We start from the raw sequence: 16,655 nt of genomic DNA on the forward strand, positions 1-16,655 counted from the left end.
GTTAGAAGTACCCCTCGCGCTTGCGGTCTTCCATCGCGGCCTCGGACATCTTGTCGTCGGCGCGTGTGGCGCCCCGCTCGGTCAGCCGGGAGGCGGCGATCTCGGCGATGACGGCGTCCAGCGTGGTGGCGTCGGAGTCGACCGCGCCGGTGCACGACATGTCACCCACCGTGCGGTAGCGGACGAGCCGCTTCTCGACCGTCTCGTCGCCCTTGGGGCCGCCCCACTCGCCGGCCGTGAGCCACATGCCGGCCCGCTGGAACACCTCGCGCTCGTGCGCGAAGTAGATCTGCGGCAGCTCGATCCGCTCGCGGGCGATGTACTGCCAGACGTCGAGCTCGGTCCAGTTGGACAGCGGGAACACGCGGACGTGTTCGCCGGGCGCGTGGCGTCCGTTGTAGAGGTTCCACAGCTCGGGCCGCTGCCGGCGGGGGTCCCACTGGGAGAACTCGTCACGCAGGGAGAAGACGCGTTCCTTGGCGCGGGCCTTCTCCTCGTCGCGGCGGCCGCCGCCGAAGACGGCGTCGAACTTCTCCGCCTGGATCTTCTCGGTCAGCGGCAGCGTCTGCAGCGGGTTGCGGGTCCCGTCGGGGCGTTCGCGCAGCACACCTCGGTCGATGTAGTCCTGTACGGAGGCCACATGGAGGCGCAGCCCATGCGCGGCGACGGCACGGTCGCGGTAGTCGAGGACCTCGGGGAAGTTGTGCCCGGTGTCCACGTGCAGCAGGGAGAAGGGCACCGCGGCCGGCGCGAACGCCTTCAGCGCGAGGTGCAGCATGACGATGGAGTCCTTGCCGCCGGAGAACAGGATCACCGGCCGTTCGAACTCACCCGCCACCTCGCGGAAGATGTGCACCGCCTCCGACTCCAGCGCGTCCAGGTGGGACAGGGTGTACGGCCGGACCGTGCCCTCCTGCCCCCTGACCTCGGCGGCGGCCGTCATGCCAGTCCCCTCTCGGTGAGCAGCGCGTGCAGTACGGCCGCGGACTCCCGGACCGTCTGGTGCTGCGACTCGATCCGCAGGTCGGGCGACTCGGGCACCTCGTAGGGGTCGTCGACCCCGGTGAGCCCGGTCAGTTCGCCCGCCGCCTGCTTGGCGTACAGACCCTTCACATCGCGTACGGAGCACACGTCGAGCGGCGTCGCCACGTGCACCTCGACATACGCGGCCCCGCTCTCCTGGTGGCGCTTGCGCACGGCCTCACGGCTGTCGGCGTAGGGGGCGATGACCGGGACCAGCGCCGTGACGCCGTTACGGGCGAGCAGTTCGGCGAGGAAGCCGATGCGCCGCACGTTGGTGTGCCGGTCCTCGCGGCTGAAGCCGAGGCCCGCCGAGATGAACTCGCGGATCTCGTCGCCGTCGAGCACCTCGACGAGCCGGCCCTCCTCGCGCAGCCGGCCGGCCAGCTCCCGCGCGATGGTGGTCTTGCCGGCACTCGGCAGACCCGTGAGCCAGACGGTGGCTCCGGTTCTCACGTGCTTCTCCTGGGTGGTGTCGGGGGTGGTCGTCATCCGTGCAGCCCGCACTCGGTCTTGCCGCTGCCGGCCCAGCGGCCGGCGCGCGCGTCCTCGCCGGCCAGGACGCGGCGGGTGCAGGGGGCGCAGCCGACGGACGCGTACCCGTCGGCCAGCAACGGGTTGGTGAGCACGCCGTGTTCGGCGACGTAGGCGTCCACGTCGTCCTGGGTCCAGCGGGCGATGGGGGAGATCTTGACCTTCCGGCGCCTGTCGTCCCAGCCGACGACCGGGGTGTTCGCCCGGGTCGGGGACTCGTCGCGGCGCAGCCCGGTCGCCCAGGCCGTGTAGCCGCGCAGGCCCTCCTCCAGCGGCTGCACCTTGCGCAGCTTGCAGCACAGGTCGGGGTCCCGGTCGTGCAGCCGGGGACCGTGCTCGGCGTCCTGCTCGGCCACCGTCCGGCGCGGGGTGAGCGTGATGACGTTGACGTCCATCACGGCCTCGACCGCGTCCCGGGTGCCGATGGTCTCGGGGAAGTGGTAGCCGGTGTCGAGGAACACCACGTCCACGCCCTTCAGGACGCGGGACGCCAGGTGCGCGACCACCGCGTCCTCCATCGAGGAGGTGACGCAGAAGCGCGTGCCGAAGGTGTCGACCGCCCACTGGAGGATCTCCAGCGCGGAGGCGTCCTCCAGATCGCGGCCCGCCTGCTCGGCGAGCTGCTTCAACTCCTCGGTCGTACGCTCTTCCTGAGCCGTCGTCATATCCGGTCCCCTCCGCTGTCGGCCTGCTTAAGACCCCGGGAAAGCAGCCCGAGGAACTTCAGCTGGAATGCGCGGTTGCAGGCCCCGCATTCCCAGGAGCCGTGACCCTGCTCGCTCGGACGCAGGTCCTCGTCGCCGCAGTAGGGGCAGTGGAAGGGGGCGGCACGCTCGCTCATGACAGGGCCTCCTCGGAGGCACGGGCCGTCCAGGCGGCGAAGCGCTCGCCGTCCTCGCGCTCCGCCTGGAAGCGCTTGAGGACCCGCTCGACGTAGTCCGGAAGCTCGTCGGAGGTAACCTTCAGGCCCCGGACCTTGCGGCCGAAGCCGGCCTCCAGGCCGAGCGCCCCGCCCAGGTGCACCTGGTAGCCCTCGACCTGCTCACCGTTCGCGTCCAGGACCAGCTGGCCCTTGAGACCGATGTCCGCCACCTGGATACGCGCGCAGGCGTTGGGGCAGCCGTTGAGGTTGATGGTGATCGGTTCGTCGAAGTCCGGGATGCGGCGCTCCAGTTCGTCGATCAGCGCGGCGCCGCGCGCCTTGGTCTCGACGATGGCGAGCTTGCAGTACTCGATGCCGGTGCAGGCCATCGTGCCGCGCCGGAACGAGGAGGGCCGGGCGGTCAGGTCCAGCGACTCCAGGGCCGCGACCAGCGAGTCGACCTGGTCCTGCTCGACGTCGAGCATGATCATCTTCTGCTCGACGGTGGTCCGGACCCGGCCCGAGCCGTGCGCCTCGGCGAGCTCCGCGATCTTCGTCAGGGTCGCGCCGTCCACGCGGCCGACGCGCGGGGCGAAACCGACGTAGAAACGGCCGTCCCGCTGGCGGTGCACGCCGACGTGGTCGCGCCAGCGCTCGACGGGGGCGGCGGGCGCCGGGCCGTCGACCAGGGCGCGCTTGAGGTACTCGTCCTGGAGGATCTGGCGGAACTTCTCCGGTCCCCAGTCGGCGACCAGGAACTTCAGCCGGGCGCGGGTCCGCAGGCGGCGGTAGCCGTAGTCGCGGAAGATGCCGATCACGCCGGCCCAGACGTCCGGGACCTCGTCCAGCGGGACCCAGGCGCCGAGCCGGACGCCGATCTTCGGGTTGGTGGACAGTCCGCCGCCGACCCACAGGTCGAAGCCGGGGCCGTGCTCGGGGTGTTCGACGCCGACGAAGGCGACGTCGTTGATCTCGTGGGCGACGTCCAGGAGCGGGGATCCCGAGATCGCCGTCTTGAACTTGCGCGGCAGGTTGGAGAATTCCTTGCTGCCGATGAACCTGCTGTGGATCTCGTCGACGGCCCAGGTGCCGTCGATGATCTCGTCCTCGGCGATCCCGGCGACCGGTGAGCCGATGATGACGCGCGGGGTGTCGCCGCAGGCCTCGGTGGTGGACAGCCCGACGGCCTCCAGCCGGTTCCAGATCGCCGGCACGTCCTCGATGCGGATCCAGTGCAGCTGGATGTTCTGCCGGTCGGTGATGTCGGCGCTGCCGCGGCCGAACTCCTCGGAGATCTCGCCGATCACGCGCAGCTGCCCGGTCGTCAGCCGGCCGCCGTCGATGCGCACGCGCAGCATGAAGTACTTGTCGTCCAGCTCCTCCGGCTCCAGGATCGCGGTCTTGCCGCCGTCGATCCCGGGCTTGCGCTGGGTGTAGAGGCCCCACCAGCGCATCCGGCCGCGCAGGTCGTTGGGGTCGATCGAGTCGAAGCCCCGCTTGGAGTAGATCGTCTCAATGCGAGTCCGCACGTTGAGACCGTCGTCGTCCTTCTTGAACTGCTCGTTGCCGTTGAGCGGGGTGAAGTGCCCCGCTGCCCACTGACCCTCACCGCGGTGACGGCTCACCTTGCGGCGTGGAGTCGCGGCAGCAGGATTCTGCGGGGTGGCGGCCATGGTTCTACGTCCTTCGGGACAGGCGGAAAGCGGCTCTTACCTGCGGGCACGGGCGCATGCGTGTACGTGCGCGGCATTGCGCGGGATAAGGAGACAGAAGCAGGGGATGTCGGGCGGCGCTGCGGCTCAGCTCGCCGGACAGATGGCGCTGGACATGCGGCCGAGATCGACGTGCCGTCGACTCACCAAGGCGATTCCAGTTCCAGACATGACGGAAGCGTGTCACGGCGTTCTGGACACAGTCCAGCTTCGTCCGGCATGTGGACACCCTGGTCCCGAATGGTGAGATCGGGGTGGTGTCGGTCACAGAAACCGGAGCGGCTCGTCCCCGCCCAGGTCAGGAGGGGTGGGCGCCGGGCCACGGTCCGGGCGCCGACACCTCGGCCACCTGCTCGACCTTGGTGTCGAAGAGCGTGAAGCCTCGCCGCCGGTAGTTGTCCATCGCGTGCTCGCCGTCCAGGCTGCAGGTGTGCAGCCAGACCCGCTTGGTGGGCGTCAGGCCCGGCCAGCGGTCCGCGAGGTCCCAGGCCCGGGCGGCACCGTACGACAGCAGGTGCCCGCCGATCCGCCGGCCCCGGAAGGCCGGGACCAGGCCGAAGTAGACGATCTCCACCACGCCGTCGTCCTGCGGCTCCAGCTCCGCGTATCCCGCGGGCGTGCCCCGGTCGTGGGCGACCCAGGTCTCCACCCCGGGCCGGGCCAGGTGCTCCTGCCACCGCGCGTACGTCCAGCCGAGCCGGTCGGTCCAGCGGACGTCACCGCCGACGGAGGCGTACAGGAAGCGGCTGAACTCGGGGGAGGGCACCTCGGAGCGCACGATCCGCACGTCCCCGGCGGGCGCCGCGGCCGGCCGGAGATCGGTGGGTGTGGTCTGCTCCAGGGACCAGGTGGTCACGGCGATGTCGGTCATGCCGGTCAGGGAATCATCTGCCCCAGAGATCTGTCGACCGAGGCCAGGGGCAGCGCGAACAGCACACGCCCCGACTGCGACCACAGCTCGCCGGTCTCCTCCCAGTACGACAGGGACTGCGCGCGCGGGCTCCAGCAGCGCCGGTGCGTCTCGTCCGACCCGCACCGGGTGGCCCTCGCGCCGCTCGTGCTCTGCTGCCACAGGGTGCCGTGCGCGTCCGGGGTGCCGGTCGCGCCGCCCACGTACCAGTCGGAGCGGTACGACAGGACGCCGCCGATCTCGGTCGCCTTGGTCTCGTACGCCTCGCTCGCCCGGACGCCTCCCGCCGGGTCCGCGGCGAGAAGACCGGAGTGCCGCTCGTCCCTGCTGAACGGGTAGCGCCACAGGAGGGCCCGCCGGTCGCCGCCCGCGGGGACCCACTGGTTGGCGGCCAGACTGTCCGGCGCCGTACTGCGGTCGAGCGAGATGCCGTCGAGGCGTGGGGCGCCCGCGCCGCCGGCCAGCCGGTAGGAGCCGACGGCCGGCAGTACGTAGCGGTAGCCGTGCGCCGACCAGCCGCCGTGCACCCGGCCGACGGCGTCGGCGGCGACCGTGGTGCGCTGGATGCGGTTCATGTCGTACACGTACAGGGCGTCGCGGTCCCCGCTGGTGGTGGTGACCAGCAGTTTGTTCTCGTACCAGACCATGCCGGACAGGCGGGAGGACAGGGCGCGGTAGTCACGTCCGCCGTCGACCGGGACGGCGAGCAGGGCCCAGGTGTAGGTGGGGTGGTTCAGGTCGCCCGCGTCGACGAAGGCGATCCGGGCCAGGTCCTGGCCCGTCGTGGCGGACTCCCGCCGGCTCCAGCCGGAGAGGATCACCCGGTTCTGGCCCCACAGGCCGTCGTCGTCGGCGTCACCGGAGGTGGTGACCGCGCCGGGCTGCCAGCCGCGCGTGTCGGCGGCGTCCCAGCAGTAGGCGCGGGTGGCCGCCGGCTCCACCGGCAGCGACTTCCGCTCCCCGGCCGAACAGCCGATCGCCTCGCGCAGACTCCGGTCGGCGTCCGCCAGCACCGCGCCCACACCCACCGGCCGGCCCATCGCCGAGGCGAGCCGCTCCAGCGAGGCCGGTGCCACCGACTGCTCACGCAGCCGCAGTTGGCCCCGGTCGGCGGCGGAGAGCGCCTTGAGGGCGCCGGGACTGTCACCCACCGTGGCCTGCGAGGCGCTGATCATGGTGGCGGCCGCGGTCAGGGCGAGAGCGGTTCCGGCCAGGAAGGCGCGGAGTGCTCTGCCCCGCCTGCGCCTGCGGTGTCGGCCACGTTGCGTCATACGTCCTCCCGAGGCGGGCCAACTGCGCCTGTTGATCCGTACGTTGATCGAGGAGCAGGTGGGGTGGCCCGTACCGGGATGCTACGGCAGTCAGGGGCGGCAAGGGGCGAAGACCCTGCAAATATGCGGAAGATGCCCCGAGAGGGTGCTCAGGGTACGAACGTGCTCACGTTGTGTCATCACGCGTGCGCTCCCCCGCCACCACCGGGGCGGTCGAGTGGGGCAGCAGAGCGCGGGGGTCGGCCGGCCGGAGCACCTCGATCTCCGCGTCTTCGCAGAAACGATACGGCCGGTGTTCCAGGAAGCCCCCCAGATACCGCCGTACCCGCGACATCTCGGCCCGCACGGTCACCGTGCGGGCCGGGTCGCCGAACACCTCCGAGGCCAGCTCGGCGGCGCTGCGTCCGCCGCGCTCCACGGCCAGCAGGTACAGCAACTCCGCGTGCCGCGGACTCAGTTCGTGGGTCCAGGAACCCGCGCCGCCCGACACCGTCACCGAACGGCGGTGCGGATGCGCCAGATCCAGCACGATCCGAGCCCCGCCGCGGGACCGCGGCTCCTCCGTGACCCGGACCAGCCAGCCGCCCGCCAGCGGCTCCACGACGCACTGCCCGAGCGCCGGCAGCCGCCGCGGACCCGCCGACAGCGACCCGGGCAGCGCGAACCGGTTCGTGTACGGCATACCGCTCACCGCGGCCGTCCAGCCCTCCCCGTCCACCACCACCGCCCGGCCGGTCAGCCGCGCCAGCACCGGCGCCGCCACCGCGCGCAACCGCTCCAGCGAAATCTGGTGCCGCTCCCGCAACCGCGCCTCCGCGAGCTTGGCCACCGAGTCGACCCAGGCGAGCGTCGCCGGGTGCATCGTCTCCAGCGGCCCGCTCACGTCCACCACGCCGATCAGGCGGCCGTCCCGCGGGTCCGTGATGGGGGCGCCGGCGCAGGTCCAGGTGGTGTGCGTCCGCACGAAGTGCTCGGCGGCGAACACCTGCACGGGCCGTCGTACGACCGCGGGAGTGCCCACCCCGTTGGTCCCGACGACGTCCTCCCGCCAGTCCGCGCCCAGTTCGAAGCCGATCCCGTCGGCCTTGCGCAGCACGGGGCGGTCGCCCTCACGCCACAGCACCCGGCCGTCCTCGTCCGCGACCACCATGATGTGGTGGGCGACGTCCGCGACGGACAGCAACCCCTCGCGCAGCACCGGCAGGACGTGCCGCAGGGCGCTGCGCTCCCGGCGCCGCTGCACCTCCTCGCGGGACAACAGCCCCGCCCTGAAGTCGTGGTCGGGATCGACGCCGCCGCGCAGCATCCGCCCCCACGACTGCTCGATCACCGGGCGGGGCGCCAGCGGGGCGCGCCGCCCCGACAGCCGTGCGGAGCGCACCTCGCTGAGAACGCGGGCCGCGCCCGCCGCGTCCACGGCGGCGAGCCGCGTCACATCGGCCGGCGAGAGCGGCACGGGTCCTCCCGGGGTAGAGCTCGGCACAACCGGTTCCGGACAGCGCCGCTGTCCGGAAGTCCATCCTGGACGCTCCTCTCATAGTGACGCCCTCTCCGGCCGGAAGGGCACAGTCCGCACACACCGGCCCACAGGTTGCAACCCCCTGCAACCCTGGTGGTCCGCCCCGCTCCTGCCCGAAACTTGGGCGACGCCGTCCCGAGCGGCGTCCGAGGCCTCGAACAGGCCTGGGGGCGGGGGTGGTGCCGTGTCGGCGCAGCACCACCCCCGCGCCGCGTCCTCGCAGCTCAGGACACCGGCCGGGCCCGTTCGACGACGGCGGCCAGCGGGAGAGTCGACGGTAGAGTCCCGAAGGCCGCGCCCGCGTCACCGCCCAGCCGCGCGGCGCAGAACGCGTCGGCGACCTCCGGCGGGGCGAACCGCACCAGCAACGACCCCTGCAGCACCAGGGCGAGTCTTTCGGCCAGCCTCCGCGCGCGTCCCTCGATGCCGTCCAGGTCGGCCAGTTCGGTCAGCAGGCCCTTGATCGCCCCGTCCAGCCGGTGGTCGGCGCCGCGTGCCGCGCCGACCTCCTGGAGGTAGGCGTTCAGCGCGGCCGGTTCCCGCCGCAGCGCGCGCAGCACGTCCAGCGCCTGTACGTTCCCGGCGCCCTCCCAGATCGAGTTGAGCGGCGACTCACGCACCAGCCGGGGCAGCCCGGACTCCTCCACGTACCCGTTGCCGCCCAGGCACTCGGCGGCCTCCACCGCCACCGGCGGACACCGCTTGGTCACCCAGTACTTGGCGGCCGGCACCGCGATCCGCAGCAGCGCACGCTCCTGTTCGCCGCCGTCGTCGTGGGCGGCCGCGAGCCGCAGCGCCAGCGTGGTCGCCGCCTCCGACTCCAGCGCGAGATCCGCCAGTACGTTGCGCATCAGCGGCTGGTCGGCCAGCTTCGCGCCGAACGTCTCACGGTACGAACAGTGGTGGACAGCCTGCGCGACGGCCTGCCGCATCAGCCCCGCCGAACCCAGCACGCAGTCCAGCCGGGTCGCGGCCACCATGTCGATGATGGTGCGCACCCCGCGCCCCTCGTCACCGACCCGGCGCGCCCACGTCCCGTCGAACTCGACCTCGGCGGACGCGTTCGACCGGTTGCCCAGCTTGTCCTTGAGCCGCTGGAGGAGGAACACGTTGCGGGTGCCGTCGGCCAGCACCCGCGGCACCAGGAAGCAGGTCAGTCCCTCCGGGGCCTGCGCCAGCACCAGGAAACCGTCCGACATCGGCGCCGAGCAGAACCACTTGTGCCCGGTCAGCTCGTACGTCCCCGACTCGGCCAGCGGACGCGCCGAGGTGGTGTTCGCCCGGACGTCGCTGCCGCCCTGCTTCTCCGTCATGCCCATCCCGAAGAGGGCGCCGGCCTTCCGGTCGGCCGGTCGCAGCCCCTGGTCGTAGACCATGGACGTCAGCCGCGGCTCCCACTCGGCCGCGAGCCGGGGGTCCGTGCGCAGGGCGGGCACCGCCGCGTGGGTCATGGACAGCGGGCAGCAGTTGCCGGCGTCGACCTGGTTCCACAGCAGGAAGGCCGCCGCCCGCCGCACATGCCCGCCGGGCCGTGCCCAGGCGGCGGTCAGGCCCGCCGAGACGCCTTTGCCGAGCAGCCGGTGATAGGCCGGGTGGAAGGCGACCTCGTCGACGCGGTGACCGTAGCGGTCGTGGGTGCGCAGTTCCGGCGGGTGCTCGTTGGCCTGTGCCCCCCATTCCTGCACCTGGGCCGAGCCGCAGGCCCGGCCGAGCGCCGACAGTTCGCTGCGCACCTCGTCGAGCAGGTCCGGGGCGGTGTGCCGCTCCACGGCCGCCGTCAGGGCGCGGTCGGCGGTGAAGACGTCGTATCCGGCCAGCGGCGGGGGCTGATTGATCACGGTGTGGGTGCTGCCTGCCATGCGGTGGAACGTACCCCGCGCGGCGCATGTCATCGCCGTGACACGGCTCCGGGCGGGGTGGGCGGGGGCCGGGGTGGGCCGGCGTTCGGGTGGCTGCCGAACACCGCGTACGGCCTACCGGATATTGCATACGGCATTCCTGTGCTCCGCTCCAACGCGCTCCCGGTTCCCGCCGCCGCGCGAGCCGCAAGCCGCATCCGGCGGGCAGGTGCCACCGCGGATGAGCGGAGGCCCCCGCGGCGGATACCTTTAGGTCGTGCAGCCAGCAAGTGAATCCTCCGAGCGGTCCTCCGGACGTCTCCACCGGGCGCGTGCCCTGTACCGGAACGTCTCGAAGCGCAGGACTGCCTGGCTGCTGCTGAAGGACACCGTCAACTCCTGCATGGAGTACCGCATCCTGGGCCTCGCGGCCGAGGCCGCGTTCTTCACCCTGCTGTCCGTGCCGCCGCTGCTGCTCAGCATGATCGGCCTGCTCGGTTACGTCGACGACTGGACCGGCGCCGACAGCATCCAGAGCCTGGAGAACAACCTCCTGGAGGCGTCGCGCACGGTCCTGTCCGACAAGGGCGTCAGCGACATCGCGCAGCCGATCCTGCACGACGTGATGAAGGGCGGCCGGCCCGACGTCATCTCCATCGGCTTCCTGTTCGCCCTCTGGTCGGGCTCCCGCGCCGTGAACGTCTTCATCGACACGATCACCGTCATGTACGGCCTCGACGGCGTCCGGGGGATCGTCAAGACACGGCTGATGGCCTTCCTGCTGTTCATCGTGGCCCTGCTGATCGGCTCGGTCGCGCTGCCGCTGATGGTGGCCGGACCGGACGCCGTGGTGAACGTGGTCCCGTGGTCGGCGACCGTCGTACAGGTCCTGTACTGGCCCGTCGTCATCGTGCTGTCCATCGCCTTCCTGACCACGCTCTACCACGTGTCCGTCCCGGTGCGCTCGCCGTGGATCGAGGACGTGCCCGGCGCCCTCGTCGCGCTCGCCATGTGGGTCCTCGGCAGCTTCCTGCTGCGGATCTACCTGACCAGCACCGTCGAGGGCCCGACGATCTACGGTTCGCTCGCCGCACCCGTGGCCGTCCTGCTGTGGATCGGCGTGTCCGCGTTCGCCGTGCTGGTCGGGGCCGCCGTCAACGCCGCCATCGACCGGGTCTGGCCGGCCGCCGCCACCGCCGCGGCCCGAGCCGCCAACGAGCGGCTGCGGCAGGCGCAGGTCGCCGAGTACGTGGCCAGGGCCGCCGCCCGTCGCGAGCCCGGCCTCGAGGCCGACGACGAGGATCCCGACGACCCGGACATGCCGTCCGAGTTCCCGGAGCGGTGGTCCCGGTTCCTGCCCCCGGAGGACGTCACCTCACGGCTGCGGACCCACGTCAAGAGCACCCACCCGCCGCACAAGCCGGACCGCTCCTGATCCGGCTCCCGCGTACGCCCGGTGCGGTCACGGCCGCCAGACTCCGGCCGCCGCGGCCTGGCGGGCGAAGTCCGTGAAGTCGCGCGGCGGGCGGCCCAGCGCCTCCCGCACCGCGTCCGAGGACAGGTAGGCGTTCCGGCCGTCGAGCAGCGACTCGAACAGCTCGACCAGGTGATCGGCCTCCACGACCGGCACCCCCGACCCCGCCAGGTCGTCGCCGTGGCGGCGGGCCGACACGGCCCGGTAGGTCAGCTCGCGCCCGGTCGCGGCGGCGATCTCCGCGACCGCGTCCCCGAAGCTCAGCAGCCGCGGCCCCGACACGGCCAGGCCCTGCCCCAGGTAGCGGTCGCCCGCCGTCAGCACGGCCACCACCACGTCGGCGACGTCCCGTACGTCGATGAACGGCTCCCGCACCGCACCGCCCGGGAACACCAGCTCGCCGCTCCGCCGCAGCCCTTCCAGCAGCGGCCCCTCGCTGAAGTTCTGCATGAACCACGCGGCCCGTAGGACCGTCCAGTCCGCCCCCGACTCGCGCAGCGCCTCCTCGGTGGGCCGCGCCCGCTCCTCGCCCCGCGACGACAGCAGCACCAGCCGCCGTACGCCGATCCCGACCGCCTCGTGTGCGAGCAGGCCGATCCCCCGGGCGGCGTCCGGACCGCCGACGTCCGAGGGGAACACCAGGTAGGCGGCGTCCGCGCCACGCAGCGTCCCGACCCACGTCGAGGCGTCCTGCCAGTCGAAGCCGTGGGCCCGCGAGGCCGGCCGCACGGTCCATCCCGCCGCCCGCGCGGACTCCGCCACCCGGCGCCCCGTACGGCCCGAGGCACCCGTCACCACCAGCGTCATGTTCCGCGACTTGTGCGTCATACAGCCCAGTCAACTGCCGCTCGCCCCGAGCGGCCATCGCTGCACGACCGGCCACCCGCGCGTGAATCGAACGAGGGTTCGGAGTGGGTCGGCGGGGCGTAGCCTGCTTCCGTGTACGCGGAACGGGCCTCGGCGCTGACCGGCGCGGTCGTGTGGCGCAACGTCCTCGACGGCGACCCCGCCGTCCGGCCCGTCCTGCCCGACGGCTGCATGGACCTGCTCTGGGACGGCGGCCGGCTGCTCGTCGCCGGGCCGGACACCCGCGCCCACCTTCCCGGCGCCGGCCCCGCACAGTGGGCGGGCGTCCGGTTCGCGCCCGGCACCGCACCCGCCGTCCTCGGTGTGCCGGCCCGCGAACTGCGCGACCGGCGCGTGGAGTTGTCCGACCTGTGGCCAGCGTCGGAGGTACGGCGCCTCAGCGGCCGCATCGCCGCCGCACCCGACCCCGTGTCGGCGCTGGAAGAGGTCGCGCTGGCCCGCGCGGCGGACGCCGGCCCGCCCGACCCGCTGGCCGGGCTTCTCGTCGCGGCGCTCGACGCGGGCCGGCCGGTCGCCGCGACCGCCGACCAACTCGGCCTCGGCACACGCCAGTTGCACCGCCGGGCACTGGCCGACTTCGGCTACGGCCCCAAGACCCTGGCCCGCGTCCTGAGGCTCCAGCGGGCCCTCGCCCTGGCCCGCGCGGGAGTGCCCCTCGCGGTGACGGCGGCCCGGTCCGGCTACGCCGACCAGGCCCACCTCACCCGCGAGGTGAGGCAGCTCGCGGGCATGACGCCCGGGGAGCTACTCGGCCGCCGCCGGCAGTGAGGCGAACAGGTCCACCCCGTTGCCGTCCGGGTCGTGCACCACCGCGTACCGCTGCCCCCAGAAGGCGTCCCACGGCTTGAGCTCCCCGTGGCACCCGGTGCCCACCAACTCCTCGTACACGGAGTCGACTTCGGCAGGGTCCGCGCACGCCAGGGCGAGCGCGGACCGGCTTCCCCCGGACGGCGGACGCCACCCGGCGTGGAAGGAGCGGACCGTGTCCTCGGTGTCGAGCAACAGCCGCAGCCCGCCCGGGAGTCCGGCCTCGGCGTGCGGCAGCCGCTCGGCGCCGTCGGGGAAGACGAACCCCAGACGCCGGTAGAACGTGACGGAGGCGGCCATGTCGGAGACGACCAGCCCGATGGCATCGAATCGCGGAGTCATGCCGCCACGGTAGGCGCCCCCCCGCACGGCCGGTCTTGAAGAAATCGGACACCAGCGCCGGATCCCGCCGAGCCGCCCGCCGAACCCCGGCCGGGCCCGTTGCGGGGCCTCCCGTTCGGATCGGGCCGGCCTCGCGGGCCCCGGCCCGGTCCGCCTAGGCTCCCGCGCATGGCCCCGCGACTCCTCGTCTTCACCCGCACCGCCGACTACCGGCACGACTCCATCCCGGCCGCCGTCGCCGCCGTACGCGCACTCGGTGACTTCACCGTCGACGCCACCGAGGACCCGGCGGCCCTGGAGGAACCCCTCGACCGGTACGCCGCCGTCCTCTTCCTCTCCACCAGCGGCGAGGTGCTCACCCCGGCGGGGCGCGCACGGCTGGCCGCCTACCTGGAGGCCGGCGGCGGATTCGCCGGAGTCCACGCGGCGGCCTGCACCGAGTACGACTGGCCGTACTACGGTGAACTCCTCGGCGCCCGCTTCGCCCGGCACCCCGCGTACCAGCCCGGCCGCGCCCTCGTGGAAGATCCCGGACATCCTGCCGTCCGACACCTGCCCGCGGTCTGGGAGTTCACCGACGAGTGGTACGACTTCCGCGCCAACCCCCGTCCTGCGGCACGGGTGTTGCTCCGCGCCGACGAGTCGTCGTACGACGGAGGCGGCATGGGGGAGGACCACCCGCTGGCCTGGTGCCGCGGGCAGGGCGACGGCCGGGTCTTCTACACGGCACTCGGCCACGCCGCCGAGGCGTACGAGAACCCGGACTTCCTCGCCCACCTGAGGGGCGGCATCGGCTGGGCGGCGGACACCGAGGGCGGCTGACCCGCCCGCGCCCCGCCGACCAAGCGCCCCGCCGGCCGTCCCACCCCGTCCCACCCCGTCCCCGCGCGGACCGCGCTCGGCGGGGACTCCGCCGCGCCCGGCGTGGACCGTCCCGCGCCGGTCCCCGTGCGCCCCGAGCCCTCGCCGGGCCCGTCGGCCGGCCGTGATTCTTTGCGTGCCAAGCCCATCGAGCCGCCCCGGGAGGAGAACGACGGGGGCCGGCGGTTCGGAAAGGAAGACTTCATGAGCATGCGCAAGCGGACCATCGCGATGACGACGACCCTGCTGCTCGGGGCGGGAGCCACCGGCTTCGCCGCGGCGCCGGCGGCGAACGCCGCCGCCCCCTACCACGGCATCGACGGCAGCGGTGGCGTCAACGACGACTGGCAGGACGAGGAGGACCTCAGCGTCGACGACTACGCCCGGAGCAACGCCACCGCCGTCTGGGAGACCGTCCTGTACGCGGACGGCGCCCAGTGGCAGGACGACGACGGTGACTGGCACCCCTTCAGGAAGAACCAGGTCGACGGCTCGTTCGGCCCGGAGACGGAGTCGGCCACCCAGTGGTGGCAGGACCGCCACGGTCTCCCCGGCTCCGACGGCGTCGTCAACGACGACTGCTGGCAGTCCGCCCAACTCCGCCTGCACGGCCTGTATCCCGGCGGCGTCGTCCGGTACACGGGCTACGCGCGCACCGTCACCTTCAAGCGCGTCGGCGTCAAGTACCGGGTCAAGCTCAGGGGCACCGGCTCCTGGAAGAACGCCTCCTACGACACACTCGGCTGACGACGGCCGCCAACGTACGCGGGGACGGGGGCCCTTGGGGTCACCCGCCCCCGCGGGGCAGCGTCCACAGCAGCCACAGCGCCAGCAGCGCGATCACGGCGAACGAGACGAGGGCCGCCGCCCGCCACCGCCGGTAGCCGACCCCGCCCGCCACCGTCACCCGCACCGGCACCGCCTCGGTGTCCGGCGGCCCGGGTGCTCCCGTCCCGCCGTGCGGCCAGGTCTGGTCGGCCAGTTCCCACAGCGCCAGCAGCCGCCCCTGCTCCACCTCCGCCACCCGGCACAGCGCCTGCACGGCTCCCCGCGGCGGCTGTTTCGCCCCGCTCAGATACCGCTGCCACGACGACTTGCTGTACGCGGTCCGCCGGGCCAGTTCGGCAAGGCTCAGACCCGTCCGGTCCTTGAGTCCGCGCAGCCGCCCGACCAGGTGCCGCGCCTCCCTCGGCAGCGTTTCGGGCAGCGGCCTCCAGCGTGTCATCGTCGTCCCCCAAGCGCTCGCCGCCACCCCTCCCCGGGGCAATGGCCCCTCCCCGCCGCATCGTTCGACGCCCGCTCACGCCGGCCAGTTCCCTGTCCCGCGAGATGAACAAATGTGAGCGAATACGGCGACAGGTGGCACACGTCGACATCCCGAACGCTCACGCAGGTGAACGCGGTGGACCCCCCACCCCGTTCGGGCGGTCGCTCGGGGAAAGCGACCCCTCCGGACAGCTCCTAGGCGCCGGGGCGCCGGGGCGGGACGGCCGTGCTCGCGCGCTCGACCAGGCGCGTCGACAGTTCCGTACGAGTGCTCTCCGGGCGGGCGCCGTCCATCATGCGGACCAGGAGGTGCAGCGCGGTCGCCGCCATCTCCGACAGCGGCTGGCGGACCGTGGTGAGCGCCGGGGCCGCCCAGCGGGCCTCGGGCAGATCGTCGAAGCCGACCACGCTGATGTCCTGCGGCACCCTCAACTCCCTCTCGGCCAAAGCCTGGTAGGCCCCGAGAGCCATCCGGTCGGAGCAGACGAAGACCGCCGTGGGCGGCTCGGGCAGGTCGAGGAGACGCAGCATGGCCCGGCGGGCGAGTGCCTCGTCGAAGCCCGCGTGGCAGACGTACTCGGGACGGTGGCGCACACCGGCGGAGGCCAGCGCCGAACGGTAACCGGCCACCCGCGCGCCGCTGCCCAGCGTGCGCTGGTGCCCGGCGATGACGGCGACGCGTTCGTGGCCCAGCCGCAGCAGGTGCTCGGTCGCCGTGACCCCGCCGTGCCAGTTCGCCGCGCCCACCGACACCACTCCCGGAGGCGGTTCCACGACCGGGTCGATCAGGACGTACGGGATGCGGTGCTGGTCGAGCCAGGCGTACTGGGACGGCGCCGGCTCGGCCAGGTTGAACAGCACCCCGGACGAACCGCGGGTGGTGAGCTTGTCCAGCCAGCCGCGCTCCGGACGGGCGCCGCGCGTCCGGGTCAGGCCCGCCGAGACCACCACCTCCAGACCGAGTTCGTGGGCCGCCGCCTCGACGCCGTGCAGGACCGCCCCCGACCCGGAACTCTCCAGCGAGTGCACCACCAGGTCGACCAGTCCGGACGACTTGAGGGTGTCGAACCGGGGCCTGCGGACGTAGCCGAGCCGGTCCAGCGCCTCCGTGACGCGGCGGCGGGTCTCGGGCGCGACGTCCTCACGGCCGTTGACCACCTTGGACGCGGTGGGTACGGACACCCCCGCCTCCCGCGCCACGACCGCGAGGGTCGGCCCCGCCGTCATGCTCGCGCTCCCCGTACGGACCATCGGGAACCACCTCTCCGGCCCGCCCGAGGGCCATCGGAAGTCTCGACCAGCGCTGCCTGGGCGGCCGAGCGTTCGACCGACAGTAAGCGCTTCCTACCCTAAGTTGACCGCGTGACCCCGG

18 protein-coding genes are annotated in these 16,655 nt (G+C 72.9%); 4 read left to right on the forward strand and 14 right to left on the reverse strand.

Annotated features, from left to right (window positions below; genetic code table 11):
- Position 1: 1 nt before the first annotated feature.
- The 10 genes from cysD to ABZT03_RS09250 all read right to left on the reverse strand — a co-directional run bounded on the left by cysD (position 2) and on the right by ABZT03_RS09250 (position 9,687).
- Positions 2 to 943: a sulfate adenylyltransferase subunit CysD gene (cysD, locus tag ABZT03_RS09205; RefSeq protein WP_356035683.1), complete on the reverse strand. Its 942-nt coding sequence runs from the start codon at positions 941 to 943 to the stop codon at positions 2 to 4.
- Positions 940 to 1,512 carry an adenylyl-sulfate kinase gene (cysC, locus tag ABZT03_RS09210; protein WP_356035685.1) on the reverse strand — a complete coding sequence of 191 codons (573 nt, stop codon included), beginning with the start codon at positions 1,510 to 1,512 and terminating at the stop codon, positions 940 to 942. Before cysC ends, cysD begins: the two co-directional genes overlap by 4 nt.
- Complete coding sequence (locus tag ABZT03_RS09215; protein ID WP_356035689.1) at positions 1,509 to 2,219, reverse strand: phosphoadenylyl-sulfate reductase; 711 nt, start codon at positions 2,217 to 2,219, stop codon at positions 1,509 to 1,511. The genes cysC and ABZT03_RS09215 overlap by 4 nt, the downstream gene beginning before the upstream one ends.
- The gene (locus ABZT03_RS09220; RefSeq protein WP_356035692.1) at positions 2,216 to 2,395 is read right to left on the reverse strand and encodes a hypothetical protein; all 180 of its coding nucleotides are present in this window, start codon (positions 2,393 to 2,395) and stop codon (positions 2,216 to 2,218) included. Before ABZT03_RS09220 ends, ABZT03_RS09215 begins: the two co-directional genes overlap by 4 nt.
- A complete protein-coding gene (locus ABZT03_RS09225; protein ID WP_356035695.1) occupies positions 2,392 to 4,089 on the reverse strand; it encodes a nitrite/sulfite reductase in 1,698 nt (565 codons plus the stop codon). Before ABZT03_RS09225 ends, ABZT03_RS09220 begins: the two co-directional genes overlap by 4 nt.
- Positions 4,090 to 4,215: 126 nt before the next feature.
- Entirely contained in the window at positions 4,216 to 4,299 is an 84-nt protein-coding gene (locus ABZT03_RS09230; RefSeq protein WP_309486338.1) for a putative leader peptide, read from the reverse strand.
- A gap of 127 nt (positions 4,300 to 4,426) precedes the next feature.
- A complete protein-coding gene (locus ABZT03_RS09235) occupies positions 4,427 to 4,999 on the reverse strand; it encodes a GNAT family N-acetyltransferase (protein WP_356035699.1) in 573 nt (190 codons plus the stop codon).
- Positions 5,000 to 5,004: 5 nt separating this feature from the next.
- Positions 5,005 to 6,309 carry a hypothetical protein gene (locus ABZT03_RS09240; protein WP_356035702.1) on the reverse strand — a complete coding sequence of 435 codons (1,305 nt, stop codon included), beginning with the start codon at positions 6,307 to 6,309 and terminating at the stop codon, positions 5,005 to 5,007.
- Positions 6,310 to 6,475: 166 nt separating this feature from the next.
- Positions 6,476 to 7,765, reverse strand: coding sequence for a GAF domain-containing protein (locus tag ABZT03_RS09245; RefSeq protein WP_356035706.1), 1,290 nt, complete (start codon positions 7,763 to 7,765; stop codon positions 6,476 to 6,478).
- 287 nt (positions 7,766 to 8,052) lie between these two features.
- The gene (locus ABZT03_RS09250; RefSeq protein WP_356035709.1) at positions 8,053 to 9,687 is read right to left on the reverse strand and encodes an acyl-CoA dehydrogenase family protein; all 1,635 of its coding nucleotides are present in this window, start codon (positions 9,685 to 9,687) and stop codon (positions 8,053 to 8,055) included.
- Between the two features lie 256 nt (positions 9,688 to 9,943).
- On the opposite strand from ABZT03_RS09250, the gene ABZT03_RS09255 reads away from it, so the two are divergent.
- Positions 9,944 to 11,101, forward strand: coding sequence for a YihY/virulence factor BrkB family protein (locus ABZT03_RS09255; RefSeq protein WP_356035712.1), 1,158 nt, complete (start codon positions 9,944 to 9,946; stop codon positions 11,099 to 11,101).
- Between the two features lie 27 nt (positions 11,102 to 11,128).
- Here ABZT03_RS09255 and ABZT03_RS09260 read toward each other — a convergent pair whose 3' ends face one another.
- A complete protein-coding gene (locus ABZT03_RS09260; protein WP_356035715.1) occupies positions 11,129 to 11,968 on the reverse strand; it encodes an NAD(P)H-binding protein in 840 nt (279 codons plus the stop codon).
- A 111-nt stretch (positions 11,969 to 12,079) separates the two neighbouring features.
- Between ABZT03_RS09260 and ABZT03_RS09265 the strand changes: the two genes are divergently transcribed.
- Positions 12,080 to 12,775 carry a helix-turn-helix transcriptional regulator gene (locus ABZT03_RS09265; protein WP_356035718.1) on the forward strand — a complete coding sequence of 232 codons (696 nt, stop codon included), beginning with the start codon at positions 12,080 to 12,082 and terminating at the stop codon, positions 12,773 to 12,775.
- Here the strand turns inward: ABZT03_RS09265 and ABZT03_RS09270 are convergent.
- A complete protein-coding gene (locus tag ABZT03_RS09270) occupies positions 12,752 to 13,156 on the reverse strand; it encodes a VOC family protein (protein WP_356035720.1) in 405 nt (134 codons plus the stop codon). The two genes, ABZT03_RS09265 and ABZT03_RS09270, sit on opposite strands and share 24 nt — an antisense overlap.
- Before the next feature lie 168 nt (positions 13,157 to 13,324).
- Here ABZT03_RS09270 and ABZT03_RS09275 point away from each other — a divergent pair, with 168 nt between their 5' ends.
- A complete protein-coding gene (locus ABZT03_RS09275) occupies positions 13,325 to 13,978 on the forward strand; it encodes a ThuA domain-containing protein (protein ID WP_356035723.1) in 654 nt (217 codons plus the stop codon).
- 243 nt (positions 13,979 to 14,221) lie between these two features.
- Entirely contained in the window at positions 14,222 to 14,764 is a 543-nt protein-coding gene (locus ABZT03_RS09280) for a peptidoglycan-binding domain-containing protein (RefSeq protein WP_356035726.1), read from the forward strand.
- Positions 14,765 to 14,804: 40 nt separating this feature from the next.
- Here ABZT03_RS09280 and ABZT03_RS09285 read toward each other — a convergent pair whose 3' ends face one another.
- Entirely contained in the window at positions 14,805 to 15,242 is a 438-nt protein-coding gene (locus tag ABZT03_RS09285) for a helix-turn-helix transcriptional regulator (protein WP_356035729.1), read from the reverse strand.
- 236 nt (positions 15,243 to 15,478) lie between these two features.
- Entirely contained in the window at positions 15,479 to 16,534 is a 1,056-nt protein-coding gene (locus ABZT03_RS09290) for a LacI family DNA-binding transcriptional regulator (protein WP_356035732.1), read from the reverse strand.
- Positions 16,535 to 16,655: the final 121 nt, after the last annotated feature.

Origin of the sequence: Streptomyces sp. NPDC005574, from assembly GCF_040605435.1 — a bacterium.
GTDB lineage: Bacteria > Actinomycetota > Actinomycetes > Streptomycetales > Streptomycetaceae > Streptomyces.